This is a genomic window from Candidatus Manganitrophus morganii (genome assembly GCA_021651055.1).
GTDB classification, from domain to species: domain Bacteria; phylum Nitrospirota; class Nitrospiria; order SBBL01; family Manganitrophaceae; genus Manganitrophus; species Manganitrophus morganii.
On sequence record JAJHOH010000001.1, the window covers coordinates 3,361,250 to 3,377,690 of the forward strand.

Genomic DNA, 16,441 nt, shown 5'->3' on the forward strand with positions numbered 1-16,441 from the left:
ATGGGAACCAATGTCATTCCCAGCCATAACGGAATTTTTACCCTCTGGCCGTAAATTTGTCTAATTTCCTGAGCAAATTCTAATTGCAATGCATCTATATCTATAACCATATTGATAGGCTAAGTGTGGCTAGAAAAAAAGAGAGATTATTAATACCTCTACGGTTCTTGGATAGAGCGAGGGAACCGATGCCTAGCATGAAAACACCGGCTAAGACTACTGGGATGGCGTGTGGATTAAAATAGTAATTTCCCGAATCTAAAATGGTTTGCATTTCACTCGATTCAACTAATTGATGTGTTGCGTTCTATACTAGGATACTTAACCGTATTAGTGAGCGAATCAATATGCAAATGTCATTCAAAATTTCATTTGTTCCAATTATTGAATAAAAGTAAAGGTGAACTATCCCATAAGAAAATTAATCTCCTGCCTATGGTAATGTTTGACTTTGGGATTGACGGAAGAGAATCGGGGCAGAAAAAATGGGCAAAAGGAGAAGTAATTTTGAAGGCAATAAGCCGGATACTCGACGCATCCGTTGTCGGCATGACAGTCCTCCCCATAGCACCTCCCTGTGCGGGTTTTGAATCGGTGTGGAGAGGGCGGAAGTTCACCCCCGTTGCGCCAACTTACAAGACCAGATGATAATCCAAAAGCAGAATTTGACAATATACCTATTTACAACAATGTCAATGAAATTCTTCTTATCTATACCCGGAGCGGTATTTTTAGACGGTCTTTCAGCTATAGTCCTCAGGGGTGCTCCCTGGCTTTTTGACAGAGGATTCCGTCCTCCTTAACGGAGTCCAAAAAAAGACTTAGCTATCGTGTCTTAAGACAGGTCTCAGTTTAGGCTGAAAAATAGAAAGTCTTTCAGGAAAATAGACATCTTTCAGCTTTATGGCATACTGAATAAGCATCAATCAACATTTTAAATTCCTCGGCGGGGGCATCCCGGTTCTGAAGTCGAGTTCATTCCGAAAGGGTCATTTTTGAAAGCGCAAGCCATGGCCGACCGAAATGGGAGAAGAGAAGGTGAGTGATATCTCGGAAGACAGCGTCGCCGAAGCGTCGATCCGCCTCCTGGCGGATAAGGAAGCGCTGGAAAAAGAGATCGCGGAGCGGAAAAGGATCGAGGCGGAATTAAAGCGCAGCCTCTCATTGCTGAATGCCACACTCGAGGCCACCGCCGACGGGATTCTTGTCGTGAATCAGAAGGGCACGGTCACCTTATTCAATTCAAAATTCATAGAAATGTGGGAGATTCCTCATCCTGTCTTAACTTTGGGAGATCCGGAGAAAGCAATAGCCGCTCTCCTGAAACCGCTCAAGGACCCTGAAAGCTTTTCGGCAAGGCTCAACGCGCTCAACCAATCGGATTCGGAAAATCAAGGCACGTTGGAATTGATCGACGGGAGAGTCCTGGCGTGGTACGCGAAGCCGCAGCAGATCGGCGGGGAGCGGATCGGCCGGGTTTGGTGCTTCCATGACATCACGGAGCGGAAGCAGGCGGAGGAGCGTCTCAACCACTTGACCAACTTTGACCTCCTTACCAACCTTCCGAATCGTCTTCTCTTTCGGGACCGTCTGGGGCTGGCGATTTCACGGGCCCCCTGGCATAAACGATCGGTCGGCGTTCTCCTGTTTGATCTCGACCGGTTTAAAGTGGTGAACGAGACGCTCGGGCAAGCGATGGGAGATTTCCTGCTGAAGGCCGTGTCCGAGCGGTTGTCCGCCACGGTGAGGGAGGGAGATACCGTCGCGCGGCTGGGAGACGACATGTTCGGTCTGATTCTGGATGATCTGGCGCAACCGGCCGACAGCTTTCGCGTTTCTCAAAAAATTCTCGACTCATTGGGGAAACCGTTTCAGTTAAAGGGACAGGAGATCTTCGTTTCAGCCAGCATCGGGATTGCGATTTTTCCCAATGACGGAGACGAGATCGATCTGCTGATGAAACATGCCGACACGGCGATGTATCGCGCCAAAGAGCAGGGCGGGAACAATTACCAGCTCTATGCGCCGGCGATGAATCAACATGCCACCAAACGTCTCGCTTTGGAAAACAATCTCCGCCATGCCTTGGAGCGGGGGGAGTTCCTGCTCTATTACCAACCCAAGGTCGATCTCACGACGGGACAGATCGTGGGGATGGAGGCCCTGATTCGATGGAAATCCCCGGAGGCCGGAATGGTCTCTCCGGCCGAATTCATTCCGCTTGCGGAAGAGACCGGCCTGATCGTTCCGATGGGGGAGTGGATCTTGCGCACCGCCTGCGCGCAGAACAAGGCGTGGCAGAAGCAGGGGCTTCCCTTTGTCCGCATGGGGGTCAACATATCGGTTCGCCAGCTTCAAAGGCAAAATCTCATCGCCATTATTGCGCATGTGCTCAATGAGACCGGCCTGGATCCCAACTATTTGGAATTGGAGTTGACTGAAAGCATCATCATGAAGAGCAATGAAAGCACCATGGCCGAACTGCGCGAGTTGAACCTGGGAGGAATTGAAATCTCGATCGACGATTTCGGAACGGGATATTCCTCGCTCAGTTATTTAAAGCGGCTTCCGATCGATACGCTGAAAATAGATAAGTCCTTCGTGCAGGAGGTGACGACCGATCCGGATGATGCGGCCATTGTGGCCGCGATCATCACGATGGCCCACACATTGAAGCTGAAAGTGGTGGCCGAGGCGGTGGAAACGGTCGAACAGTTGGAATTTTTACGCGGGTTGAAATGCGATCAGATGCAGGGCTATCTTTTCAGCAAGCCTTTGCCGGCGGAAGAGATCACCCGGCTTTTGGCCGAAGGAAAACATTTGTAAGTTGTCGTTCCTCTTTCCGGTGGATTCCTCTTCCATCCTGGCGGGCCATCCTACAAGCAACCATTTCTATCCGAGGGTATTCGAGGCGAAAGATTTCCAGCAGGCGCTAGCCCGGGTTGAAGATCTGCTTGAGTTTTTGCATTTTATTCTTTCTGTCGAGTGTTTTGGAAATATTCATGACGACTTCGGTAATAGTGAAGGGCTTCAACTCATATCCGCTGGCCCCCTTTCGGATGAGCTCAATCGCATTTTTCAGCGTTCCGTGACCGGTGATAATCAACACCTCGACCTCCGGATGCGCTTCCTTGATCCGACTGAGGACTTCTTCCCCCTGCATCCCCGGCATCTTTAAATCGAGCGTGACCAGATCGATCTTCTTTTTTTGTATGATTTCCAACGCCTGCGGACCGTCTTCGGCGATTTCAATGTTGTAGAACGGCTTCAAGATGAGCTTCAGCGACTCGCGCGGTCCGCTCTCATCGTCGACAATGAGGATGGTGTTTTGGGTTTCCATAGCGATCTCCTAATTTTCACATCGGTATTGAGAGCAAGAGACATGCCTGAAAGGTATGAAGAGGAGCTTTCCCGGAATGGATCAATTTCGTTGATGAAAAGAGGAAGATACATGAAATATGGGTGAGTATTTCATGTAGGTTAGGACCGGTTCTTCTTGTACAAGAATGTACGCTTGTTGTGCCGAGGGACGGCTCAGGTTTTTAGAATTATGTGGCGGGTGATGATATTTGGTGGAGCTGCGGGGGAATCTCACGCGCTCGACGAGCTCGCTTCCCCAGGGGGCCTGCCCCCTAGGGCGTCCCAAATAACGGGACGGTGACCCCCGAAGCGTGGAGGAGCATCTCCCCCACACCCCCTCGTTCGATCCCCCTATGGAGAAGAATTAAATTTGGTGGAGCTGCGGGGGATCGAACCCCGGACCTCCTGATTGCGAACCTGAATCTGCCTTTACCGCCACCTACTATCACCCACCATAAGCCACTGAAATAACTCAGTTGAGGTTTTGTCGTTGACTGCCACCCCAACATGATTTACCATATCCCGTGGTCACCGTATGGTCACCGTTGGGACCTCCTGGGTGATGGCAGAGAAGGTTAGGAGGTCAAGCCCCAAGCTGGTCACCGTGCTGGTCACCGTTTAATCACCGGGGGGAGACCAATGAAGTTGACAAAGAGGATCATCGATCAATCCCGCTATGAGGGGACCAAAAAAGATGAATGGGATGTTCGTTGGGACGATACTCTACAGGGATTCGGCGTCCGGATCTACCCGAGTGGCCGAAAGGCGTTCATGATCTCCTATCGTATCGAGGGGCGAAAGCGGAGGATGCAGATCGGGGATTACGGCGTCCTCACCTTGGACCAGGCGCGCGATATGGCGCGGGTGAAGCTGACCAGCGTGATACAGGGGGACGATCCCCTTAAGATGAAAGCAGAGGCGCGGCGGGGGGATACGGTCGGGGATCTGTGTGAGGAATACCTGGAGCGACACGCGAAGGAGAAAAAGCGAAGCTGGAAGGATGACGAATACCGGATCAATGCTCACATTCTGCCACGGTGGAAGAATCTTAAGGCGAGATCCATCACGGTATCGGATGCGGCGGCGCTGCATAGCAGAATCGGCAAGGAATCGGGGAAGTATGAGGCGAATAGGACGTTGGAGTTGATTTCCAAGATGTTCGAGCGGGCTGCGGCGTGGGGGATCGTCCCGGCGGGGCACCCCAACCCGGCGAGGAAAGTTGAGAAATTCAAGGAAGAGAAACGCGATCGATGGGTAAGGCCGGAGGAGCTGCCGAAGCTGGCCGAGCAGATCAACGCAGAATCCAACGTCTACGTGAAGGCATTTTTCTGGATGGCGCTTTTGACCGGATGCAGGCGGAGTGAATTGTTGAACGCCACGTGGGACAACGTGGACTTTTCACGGCGCGAGTTGCGAATCCCACGGACGAAGGCGGGGCGGGTTCACCACGTCCCGTTGAGCGATCCGGCGATGAGATTCCTGGACGCGCTCCCTCGGCAGAAGGACAATCCTTTCATTTTTTGCGGCAGGCGGGCGGGGCAACGGCTGGTCGAGATCAGAAAGGCGTGGGTCCGGATTCGCACTGCGGCGGGGCTGCCTGATGTTCGATTGCACGATCTGAGGAGAAGCGTCGGCTCATGGATGGTGACTCACGGGGAGAACTTGCCTCTGGTGGGGCGCGTTCTCAATCATAGCAATCCGTCTACGACGGCGCGCTACGCTCATCTTGCGGAAGATCGGGTTCGGCTGGCCCTGGAGAACCACGGCAGGAGGTTGACTGCGGCGGCGGAGCCGAGAGAAGATCCAGCGGAACGGATGGTCCGGGAGCTGTGGAGAGGAGAGCTATCCTGATGTCGAGGCCACCCAAGAAAACAAAGATCAAATTGACACCTATCGCGATGCAAAACGCCAATATGTTGGCTTCTTTCGTCTGGAGCTCCGATTACCCGATACAAAATCACTTCAGAACCCGCGATATCCCATTAAGCCAACCTGTGATCAAAATCCTGTCCACTCTTCTCAGCATTGAGGGCAATTAGTACATCCTGCCTGGAATAGTTGAGGGCCGGCACCTGGTCTTGATTCGTAGGAATGTGACATCCGATTATGCGCTGAATTCCTGTAGTCGTCCTCCGTTATTAATCGAAGTCAGCGTATACCGTAGCTAAATGTTTTCCGTACCTCGATATTGTAGGTTTCAGATGGGAATTGATGCCGATACTAAATAGGAATGTCAGTGCCGGCGTAACTGCGGGAAAGAAGCCTTCCACGCAATAAAATGTATTGACCTATAGGGCACTCTGGTATATCGTAGCCCGGAGATTTGAGCTCTCTCCGGGGGTCAGAAACCTTGAAAGAGGATCAAAAGAACACCAACGGGAGCCTTGCGACGGCCGATCGGCCCGAATCTGAGTCAGAAAACTTATCCTCCGGCCGGCGCCTTCCTCTCAAGGGACAGGATTTAAGCTCCTATATTGATGTGTGGCTCATCGAAAAAGAGGGGCAGTTCTTCAAATCGACCCTCAACACCTACCGAAACGCCATCTCCGACTTTCTCTCCTATTGGAACCAACAAAAACGACCCGGATTAGATGCCCTCTTTATTCGGCAGTATGAACGGGAACTGACCCGCTTTCGCAAACTCGCACCGGCCACCGTTCAGAGAAACCTCTCGGCACTTCGATCGTTCTGCTCCTGGGCGGTGGAAGGGGGGATGCTTCTTGCCAACCCCGCTCTCCAGGTGAAGCTGCCGAAACTCTCCAGACAGTATAGAAGAGATACGCTGAGCAATGAGGAGACGGATCGGCTGCTCGAGACGGTTGGGGTGGTGGAGAATCTCAGAGGCCTTCGGGATCTTCTCTTGGTGTCGCTGGCGGTCCGGGTGGGGGTGCGGGAAATTGAGATGCATCGGGCAGACGTCGGAGATTATTCCAGAGGGGGGAAGATCGGTCTTCTCTATCTTCAGCGTAAGGGGCGAAAGGCGAAAGATCGGACGGTGGTGCTGGTGGAGGACGTGGCGGATACGATGGATCTCTATCTTAAACTTTCCGGGAAAAAGAAGGCGACTGATCCTCTCTTTTTCTCTGAACGGCCGGATCGGAAGGGAAGTCGGCTTTCCGTACGAGGGATCCAATCGATTCTTACCTCATATATGAGGAAGGCGGGGATCAATCGGTCCCGGGTCAGCCCTCATTCCATGAGGCATTTTGCGGCGACAAATGCTTTACAAAACGGGGCACATCTGAAGGACGTTCAGGACATGATGGGGCATGCGACGATCGCCACCACGGAGAATTATATCCATCTCAGCCGCCGACTCAATGACGGAGCGGAGCATCGAGTGCAGGTGAAGAGTAACGTCGATTTATCTGCATTTTTGAATAGAGTCGGCGAAAAGAATACCAATTAACACTCATAATCGGCGATTTCGATTATCCCTCCAAATAGTCTTCCGTATGTTGAGGAAGTTCTTTCATGGCAGAGCGTGAGGAATTTGAAGAGATAGGCCACTCGGGGGGCCAGGTTACCTTCAATATTAGGACCGGCCCTAATGGACAACGAATCTATAATGTCGGCTGGAAGCATCAACGTCCGGTTCCGGTTGCACTCTTCGGTGTCTATGCGCTTCCGCAAGGTGTTGCCATCGGCAAAATTGATTTGGGAGGGATAGGGCAACCGTGGAACCCGGCGCCGGTGCCCGGCTGTTACCCAGTGTTAATTGGCTCAGATAGCGAGGGTATGTTCGGTCATCAATGCCAACGCTGCGGGGGCTATTGGCGCACCCCGATTCCCGCTCAGATTTGTCCATACTGCGGGACTCGCGGAGAGCGCCATGAGTTTTTGACGGATGCGCAACGCCGATATGTATCTCAATATTGCGAGGTGTTGAGCGAAGGACTTATTGCGAAGGAAGACGGCGAATACGTCATCGACATGGACGCAGTTGCCGATGCGGTAGGAAGGGACGTGCAGAAGCCGAAGTTCTATTATGCTGAAGAAGGCCAACAGAACCAGTTCAAGTGCAATGAATGTGGTACCTTAAACGACATTCTTGGTATCTATGGCTATTGCAGCACGTGCGGCACCCGCAATGATTTCTACCATTTTGAGAACAAGACCATCCGGGAAATCCGTGCACGAATTAATGCCGTTGGACCTTTCGAGGCGTGTGTAAAGGATGCTGTTGCAGCATTCGACTCTTTAGCGGGCCACTACATGCGAGAGCTGGTGTTACGGATCCCGATGACTCCTAGGCGGAAGGTTCGACTGGAGAAGATGCGGTTCCATAACCTTAAGGTTGTGTCACAGGAATTTAAAAATGTGTTTGACATTGATCTGCTTACAGGCATGACACCCGATGAAGTCGCGTTCGCAGAACGCATGTTCCATCGGCGGCATGTGTACGAACACAATGGCGGCGAGGCAGACGAAAAATATATCTCTGATAGCGGCGATACGAACGTACGCCCGAAGCAGGCCTTGCACGAAACCCAAGATTCGGCACATCGACTGGCGTCGCTTGTAAGCAAAATGGCGAGCAGCCTTCACCGTGGTTTTCACGATATCTTCCCCCCTGAGAAATAAAGAGCGTTCTAATTTTTTCTTCGGGGCCAATTTGGTGTTATGACCCTTGAAGGAGAGAACAAGTGATCCGAGAAAAAAAGCAAGCCGTTGCTTCTACAAGATATTGGAAATTCCTCTTTACACAGTTCGCATAAATAGGGAAACAGAAACATAGTGATTTATGGGGATAATTCGGAGCAGAGACTTCTGAACCCGCATAAACATTGGGTCTTGCTACCGGGATTTTTGCACTGAAAATGACATGAAGCCAGAGTGGCGCGATCTCTCCGACGCCCACAGGTCTTCAGGAATAAAGAGCCGCTGGCGGTCGAGGAACGTAAAGCTAATCACGGAATCAATGTGGGCAGAGAAACTCACTTATTAAAACGAAATTTCTGTAGCTATAAATTACTGATATTAACTGCTAATCAACCCTTAGCGTGCGGTTTTTCCATTTAGGTGTAATGAAGCCTTCTTGCCCAATTTTCCGAAAAAGTATAGTATGAAAATCTTTGGCTAGGAACTTGCCTTAAGGTCATGCTGAGACAGACTTCTCCGAAGAAGAGGATATTCCGTTGTTTTGTTGCGCTGGCATAAGCCTGAGGGATGTCTGGGAATTTTGGTAGAGAGTGGAAAAGAACGGAATAGAGACTAATAAGAATAAAATCTTTTTGAGCCATGCGACTCCGGAGGATAATGAGTTCACCCGGTGGTTGGGGGCCAAACTGACCCTCACTGGATATGACGTTTGGTACGATCTACAGCGTCTAAAGGGCGGCGATATAACCTGGGAGAAAATAGAGCGGGCAATTCGAGAAGAAGCGATTCGTTTGGTCGCGATTATATCGAAGATCTCTCATGGGAAGGATGGGGTTCGAAAGGAATGGACGCTTGGTTCCAATCTCGAGAAGAAGCGTCCGGGATTTGTGATCCCGATAAGGATAGATGAATTCAACTTTGATGATGTTACTATTCTTTTTTCAGGAAAAAACATCCTCGACTTTAATCGAGATTGGTTCGGAGGCCTCACCCAGTTAATCGAGTCCTTAGAAGATTCAAGCATTCCCCGCGTATCCGAGCCGGACGCGGCTCAAGCATCTTTGTGGTGGAAGGCCAGTCTGCGTGCTCCAATTGAACTCAAGCTTCAAGAAGAACGCATTGAATCGAGCTGGATACCCATTTTATCTCTACCGTCGGCGATGGAAACCGCAACGAAACCTCCTGCGGCTGATCCTATACCGGTAACCGAAAAGAATCGAAGCATCCCCTGGTTCGAGCTCGGGACGCATGTGGTAAGTTTTGCGCCGCGCAAGATGCTAATTGAACTCTTCAAAGACCAGATTTCGTTAGAAGACGGTGGCGCCGTTTCCACTGAACACCTGCTCACCGGGAATGTTGTTTTCGACCGTAAAGTGACTCCTAACGAGGCGCACGATCGAATATTATACCTGATTCGACAGGCCTGGGACCTTGCAATGGAGCAGGCAAAATTGAGACGCACAGAACTCGCAAACCGAAAGACCGTCTGGTTTATCCCAAAGGGTCTGATGCCAAACGATTTCTTCTGGTTTTTCGATGAGAAGAAAAAAAAGCGACGGAGGCAACTGGTTGGGCATAGCGACAAATTCAAGGTAAATTGGCATTATGGTGTCAGTGTGAAACCGATTCTTGGTAAGCTGAGGCGGATGGAACTTCAAGCCCATGTCTTATTTTCCGAAGATTCAGGTACACTGGTGGATTCGGAGGCCCGGATGCACCGGTTGCGGCGCGGCTTCTGCAAAAACTGGTGGAATCCTCGCTGGAGGGATTTCCAAAGGGCGCTGCTTGCATACCTCTCTCAAGGAAATGACGCTATTCGTCTAGACGTCGGTGGTGGCCGCTATATTGAGCTAGGAGCTGCGCCTTTCGTATTCAATTCTCCCGTTGCGTTAACTGACACGTCGATTCAGGCCGACGAGGAGGAAATCATTGTCGATCAAGAGGTCGATGACCTTACCGATATTAATGACGAGGAGGAGTTGGACGAAAGCGAGGTTTCTTCGGAGGAGGAATCGTGACCAAAATCGACCCGCTCCTCTTTTTGGACGAGCCAGAGCTGCTCTTTGGGATGGGACAATGTGCGACTTATCCCAAAGATGGGCTGCTCCTTTTCGGACCGTACTTTAATCCATTAAGAGGCGGCGCATTGCGGATTGGATTGATCGCCACGGATAAGGGCTCTAGCCATTATGACAAATGGGTCAAAAAGATTTCGAGAAGAATTTTTCCTGAAAAGGCCGGTGATCCGAAACATACAATCTTTCCAGGCTTCGAGGCAGTCTTCGAAACGCGTTGGCCTGCTCAGCCACTTGCAAACATACAAGTTAATGAGACGGACCTTCTCCGCACTATAAAACAGAGCGACCGCCATCAAGCAATCTACCAGGCGGTCTCACTTTATGCGGATCCGATTGTACGTTATAATCGCGAGCAAAGCGAGACCCCCGTCGATCTATGGATGGTCGTCATTCCGGAAGAGGTCTATCGTCTTGGCCGGCCGCAATCAAGATTAGCCCCCGAAGAGAAGGTTAAATCGTCGATATCGATGACGACCAGGGAAGCCCATCGGTTTTTTCAGGCGCCTTCCCTTTTTCAGGAGGTAAATGAAACTGCCGAAGTTTATCGCTTTGAGAAAAACTTCCATAATCAGCTAAAGGCGCGGCTATTAGAACACCGTGCGGCCGTACAGATTCTTAGAGAAACGACGATCGCGCCAGAGGAGTTCACCAAGAGCGACGGTCAACCTTTGCGGCAGTTAGAGGACCCCGCACGAGTTGCCTGGAATCTTGCTACATCGACATTTTACAAAGCAGGTGGGCAGCCATGGAGATTAGGATCACCAAGACCGGGTGTCTGCTACGTTGGCATCGTTTTCAAACGCGATGAGACAGGCCTGACCCCGTCGCACGCCTGTGTTGGCGCACAAATGTTCCTTGATTCTGGAGATGGTGTGGTTTTCCGTGGAGCCGCAGGGCCATGGTACTCTCGGGATACCAAAACTTTCAACTTACCACGTGAAGAAGCGAAAAATCTTCTTGCACTGGTGCTTTCGTCATATCAATCGTCACATGGCGGTAAGGCGCCCAAGGAAGTTTTCATTCATGGGAAGACCAGCTTTTCACAGGAAGAATGGGAAGGATTTAGCGCTGCTTTACCAAACGATTCAAAAGTCGTGTGCATTCGGATCCGACATGATTCGAGACTGAAGCTTTACAGGATGGGAGATACCACTGTCCCGCGAGGCCTGGCCAGGAAACTGGGTGATCGCAATGGCTTCCTATGGTCCAAAGGTTTTGTTCCCCGTCTGCAGACATATTCCGGCCGAGAAATCCCGAATCCGCTCTCAATTCAAATCATGCGAGGAGAAGCCGACCTTGACGTCGTGCTCCGAGACATTCTGATGTTAACCAAACTAAATTTTAACGCCTGCATTTACGGCGATGGGGAGCCGGTTACCCTTAGGTTTGCTGACTCGGTAGGTGAGATTCTTACAGCAGCTCCGATCCGAAAGGACCTGCCTCCTCTTCCTTTTCGGTTTTACATATAGAGTCTGGACTGCTCTAACAAGGCTTGAACCTCCTTCCTTAGGGGAGTATACTTTTCCTCATTTCTTGAGAGAGCCAAATTAACAACCCTTCGTATGACCCAGCAGAGAGTCCCCCGGCAATCTTCCAAGAAAATATTAAACAATCATGGTCGAAAACTTTTGAACAGCGAAAAATCAGATCACGCCCCAACACCGCCCATTCCAGAGCAAAAGACCTCATTGTTGCATTGATTACCGATTTAGGATCTCGACGCTCGCAAACCAGTGGTACTGAGAGAAGAACACTGATCTTTTGTATCGGAACCCGGAAATACAATAGAGTCGCCGGAGCTTGAATCGGGTATTAAAGAACATGAGGATTTGAGCCGTGAAGCCGGGCCCGTTTCGGTTGAGAAGTTTAATGCTAGGAAAGAGCAGGTGACACTGCAGGAGAGCCGTCTTGAGGAGATTTATAGCGATGTTCGTATCCTTGGAATTATTTCTACTACCAATTATAGTATGGTCCTTTTAGTGACTCAGTAAAAATAAATAATCTGGATCGCCTGTAACAAATTCAGAGTCAAAAATGGATAAAGTCGTTGGGACTACACCAGGTTCAGAGAGGCAGGAAATTAATGAACTTGCCTCACAGCAGATTGATCTGTATCGCCGGCAAGGGTTTGAGTTAATTAGTCATTACAACCGCGAAAATAGCGCCCTCGACGGGTACAGAGGGCGGCAGATTCTGGAAATCCTGCAGAATGCAGATGATTCTGGGGTAGAAGCGGAAGGGACTTGTACGCTCCTACTCGACTCATCGCGCGAGCGGCTGATTGTCGCGAATACTGGGAAACCCTTTAATAAGAAGGGTCTTACCTCATTAGTTATTAGTGACTGTAGTCCCAAGCAACTCGGGCGGAACCGCTTCATTGGATCCAAAGGACTTGGATTCCGCTCTGTACTAACTTGGACGGATTGCCCACTCATTTCGAGCGGTCAATATGAAGTCATGTTTGATCGCGCTTATGCTATTGAGGAGGTTCAAAGATTAGCAGCAGAGAGCGCTGAACTCAAAGATATCGTTGGGCCGTTTAGGGAAAACATGGGGCGTGTCCCAGCGCCAATTATGCGATTCCCTGCTGTTCCATCCAAGGATCATGTTTGGCTCAAAACGGCTCGTAATTACCGCGCCCAGGGATATGACACCGTCGTTGTCCTTCCATTGCCGGAAGGTATCCGAGGAGATACTGTTCACAAAGAAATTATAGAGCAGCTCTCTGGACTACCGACAAGTTCCCTACTATTCTGTCGACACCTGACATCGATCAAGATTACTGGTGATATCGAACAAAAGTGGGAGCTTTTCCGAGAAAATAATAAAGACGATGAGGCCACAATTATCCTGCGTCGGAATGGTACCGCAGAACGCTGGAATGTTTATTGGCATACCGGCCAGGTCTCGGCCGAAATCGCCGATACCAGCTCAGGTGGACGAAGGGACTTTGAAGTGGCGGTTGCCGTTCCGGAGCAACCGAAGATCGATCCCGCGGGAACCCTGTGTGTGTTCTTTCCAACCCACGAACAGTTGCCTTGCAGCATGGTTCTACATGCTACGCTCGAAACATCAGACGATCGCAACCGCGTGGTGAAGCAGGCATCGAATCAGGAAGTATTGCGTCAGTTGGCGATTCAGGTTGGCAAGGTAGCTGAGATCCAAGCGTCATCATCCGATCCGCGTCGGGTTTTGAATCTCCTCCGAGGAATCGAAAATTCAGATCCAGAACTCAAGATCCTCGGCTTTCTCGACGAATTAATCAAAGAGTGCACGAAGCGAGCTATTTTCCCAAGACTTGATGGTGAGTTGAGCCCACCTACAGATGTCCGGAAGCCGCCCCACGTAATCTGGCTGGAGCTCCTGAGTCCTAATCTTTTCCCAGAGGTACTATCGATTGAGCCTCAAAGTGATTTAAGAGATCTGCTGGGACTCTTTACTTTTAGCTGGTTCGATGCTGCAACACTCAAGAATCGCCTCCAAAACCAACTTCTCTCGGTAGAACGCTCCCAGGCCGGAGAGATGATCGGAAGACTACTTGCTGTTGGTCAGCTGTATGAAATCGGAGTAAACGACCTGCTCATTGGAAGTAATGGGCGCCTAATCGGCGGGAAGGCGTGCTTCTTTACTCCAAACGAAGCACTGCCAACACTGCCACCCTGGGTATCCGAGATCCACTTCTTAGACAGGGAGTTCCAGGAAGGTCTATTATCTGGTTCGAATGTGACCACACCTCGATTTCTTGAGGGAAGACTGTACGGCGTTAATGGAAAAGTGGATGAATACCGGTTTGACACGGTAGCTCGTGCTTTAATCGAACAGGTGGAAAGGAATTTGAGCGATGATCCTTCATATGTTGCAGATGTCGCGCAGCGATGGCGGGACCTTCTGAGATGGCTCTATGAGGCATCTCAAGAAGAACGCCAGGTTCTCTCTGGATTAAGTATTAAGGTAATCACTAAGCGGGGTTCCCTGCGCCGAGCAACTGACTGTTATCTGGGAGATGATTATCCACGAGGACAAATCCTTTGGAAATTATATGAAAAGTTCAACAAAGACGAGTTTGTCGGCGCTCCCTCCACTAATGGGTTGGAAGAAGACCTACCTGTGGAGGATGCTCAAAGGTTCATGTTGACGTTGGGCGTAAACGATCACCCCCGCTTTGAACTATTCAGTTCTGGAAGTGATTACGACAGATTCTGCAATGCTACAATTGATCGTCTAGATTATCCCAGAAAGGTACGAGGGCATCTTTGTAAGACGCCCAGAGATTTGCGGCGGCTCTGCCGGAGTTATAATATTAGCGGAATTGAGATACCAGATCGTTGGGTTCAACTATTGAAGGAGGGCGACCCGGTCGCGATTGGCGCGTATCTTCTATCAACCGGAGCAAGGCTGATTGCGGAGGAGATCGATACTAGGGGGATGTTTTATTGCAAAGTCGAAGGTGACCGCCGATTTTGGTCAGAGCACTCAATCCCGATCCCGAATGCAACCCTCTTTCTCCTGCGCGAAACGCCCTGGGTGCCTGTGGGTGGAAATCAGAGACAAAAACCATCTGAGGTGATGCTAAGTCATCACGGTGTCCGAGTATTACGTGGGGTTTACTTAACTCACGGTTTAGACCTGAAAGACAGGTTAATTGTCTTACATGGCGGACGAGTGGCGCTGGAGTCACTGCTAACCCGGCTAGGAGCGGTGTCGTCACTGGAAACGCTCAGCGACCAGTCACTCTATGAACTCTTATTCATGCTTCCGAATCGGGATCCCAATGGCGCAGTTGCCTCGGGCGTTTACCGCACTCTAATGGAATTTGGTGTTACGCCTGAGGATTCAGATCACAGGAATAGATTTCTGAGATCCGGGCGCATGTGGGGTAAATTCAAAGGATCGAGTTCCTACCTTCCAATTGATCAGTTAAGGTACAATGCAAACCTCACGATCACCGAGGCAATCGAAGCTAACATCCCATTGGTCGACATCCCCCGGAGAAAAAGCGCGGCAGTGGTAAAACAACTCTTTGGAATTTCACCGCTTACATCCGAAGAGATTCAACTTGAGCTAATTTCGGAAGAAACGAATTATGATCCTGGAAGTGAAGATGCTAATCGACATCTCCAGATTGCAATCCCTTATATATATGCTCTCCGTCTCGACCGCACCATTGATGAGCGGGGACGTGAACAGAGTCTGCTCCGCGAGGCCACTCTTCGCGTATGTTCGCAAATAAAGATAACAGCTCGGCTGCCTGGAGGAGTGGTCGAATCTCATGTGCTGAGCCAAGAAGGGGAGCGAATTGTAATCGATAAACTACTCCTTGTCGTAGGAGAGTACTCGGAGGACCGATCAGGAAGACTAACCTTCTGGTTAATCGTGGCGGAACTGGTCGCTGAACTTCTGGGTATTGATATTGCCCGTGAGGTCGGAAATATTCTTACATGTCGCACTTCCGCAGAAATGCTGGAGGTACTGCGTGTTTGGCTTGGCTCCGACGCTGGCCAGAAGTTAGCGGAAGCAAAATCCCGATTTGGCGAATCCTTCAAAGAGAATGAGGATGATGCGCAGCCAATCCCGTCGCCGAAATCTACGGAGACGATTGTACCGGCACGGAAGAACTCATCGACCTTGCCGGGAAATTCAGGAGATTTAGAAAGTGGGACCGCTCAGGATCCCAATTCAATCACAAAACAGGATTCAACATTCTATCCTATTTCGGGACCACTCCCTAGACAAACCAAACGAAAACTAGTTATCACCGGCGCCGTCAACTATGGCAGTGGCGGAAGGGGTCCGCTTGCTTCGGAGGAAGATACATTCAAAATCGTAGAAGCCTTCGAGACCAGTTATGACAGATTTGCAATTCGGGTAAGCCATTTGCATGGAGATGAGGGTTTTGGATGCGACTTAATTAGTGTAGGATCGGCGGAAATTCGCGACGAAGCCTTGAAAAACAAATCCATATACGATGCCGATGTATTGCGGTACATAGAAGTTAAGGGAAGAAGTAGCCGAATAGGCGATATTGAGCTCACCGAAAATGAGGTCAGGGAAGCGCGGAATCCGAAAAAGGCCGATCGCTATTTCATTTACCGGGTTTATGTTGACCCGAAGCGAAAAGGGAGATTCGAGTTAGCAGTTCTTAATAATCCCCTAAACTCAAAGGCAGTTCGGTTTTTTCCCCGCTTCGATCTTGGACAGGGCTCTGGAGCTGATTGGTTCAAATGTGAAGATGTGTCAGAGCTAGAAGAATAAATTCATTTTTGAATAAAAGCCAGTGGTGTTCTGCAAAGATTGGTGTATCCAAATGATGGCAGACGGCCCCGAGGCTCGTGGGCTCAAGAAGTAGCTAATGCAATTCCGACGGCCCTGTTTACCTTGACATCCTTGACCCTGGTTCGATC

The 16,441-nt window shown here is 50.2% G+C and carries 8 protein-coding genes; 7 read left to right on the forward strand and 1 reads right to left on the reverse strand.

The window, feature by feature from the left end; all coding sequences use genetic code 11:
- Positions 1-1,038 precede the first annotated feature (1,038 nt).
- A complete protein-coding gene (locus MCM46_15455; GenBank protein MCG3113211.1) occupies positions 1,039-2,826 on the forward strand; it encodes an EAL domain-containing protein in 1,788 nt (595 codons plus the stop codon).
- Between the two features lie 106 nt (positions 2,827-2,932).
- On the opposite strand, the gene MCM46_15460 is transcribed toward MCM46_15455, so the two are convergent.
- Positions 2,933-3,340, reverse strand: a complete 408-nt coding sequence (locus MCM46_15460; GenBank protein ID MCG3113212.1) for a response regulator — start codon at positions 3,338-3,340, stop codon at positions 2,933-2,935.
- Between the two features lie 659 nt (positions 3,341-3,999).
- Here MCM46_15460 and MCM46_15465 point away from each other — a divergent pair.
- The 6 genes from MCM46_15465 to MCM46_15490 all read left to right on the forward strand — a co-directional run bounded on the left by MCM46_15465 (position 4,000) and on the right by MCM46_15490 (position 16,292).
- On the forward strand, positions 4,000-5,211 hold the full coding sequence (locus MCM46_15465; protein MCG3113213.1) for a site-specific integrase: 1,212 nt from the start codon (positions 4,000-4,002) through the stop codon (positions 5,209-5,211).
- Positions 5,212-5,710: 499 nt separating this feature from the next.
- On the forward strand, positions 5,711-6,769 hold the full coding sequence (locus MCM46_15470; protein ID MCG3113214.1) for a site-specific integrase: 1,059 nt from the start codon (positions 5,711-5,713) through the stop codon (positions 6,767-6,769).
- A gap of 65 nt (positions 6,770-6,834) precedes the next feature.
- On the forward strand, positions 6,835-7,944 hold the full coding sequence (locus MCM46_15475) for a hypothetical protein (GenBank protein ID MCG3113215.1): 1,110 nt from the start codon (positions 6,835-6,837) through the stop codon (positions 7,942-7,944).
- A gap of 608 nt (positions 7,945-8,552) precedes the next feature.
- Positions 8,553-9,980 (forward strand): toll/interleukin-1 receptor domain-containing protein, encoded by a 1,428-nt coding sequence (locus tag MCM46_15480; protein ID MCG3113216.1) that lies wholly within the window; start codon positions 8,553-8,555, stop codon positions 9,978-9,980.
- Positions 9,977-11,509, forward strand: coding sequence for a hypothetical protein (locus tag MCM46_15485; GenBank protein MCG3113217.1), 1,533 nt, complete (start codon positions 9,977-9,979; stop codon positions 11,507-11,509). The genes MCM46_15480 and MCM46_15485 overlap by 4 nt, the downstream gene beginning before the upstream one ends.
- A 565-nt stretch (positions 11,510-12,074) precedes the next feature.
- A complete protein-coding gene (locus tag MCM46_15490; protein ID MCG3113218.1) occupies positions 12,075-16,292 on the forward strand; it encodes a DUF3883 domain-containing protein in 4,218 nt (1,405 codons plus the stop codon).
- Positions 16,293-16,441: the final 149 nt, after the last annotated feature.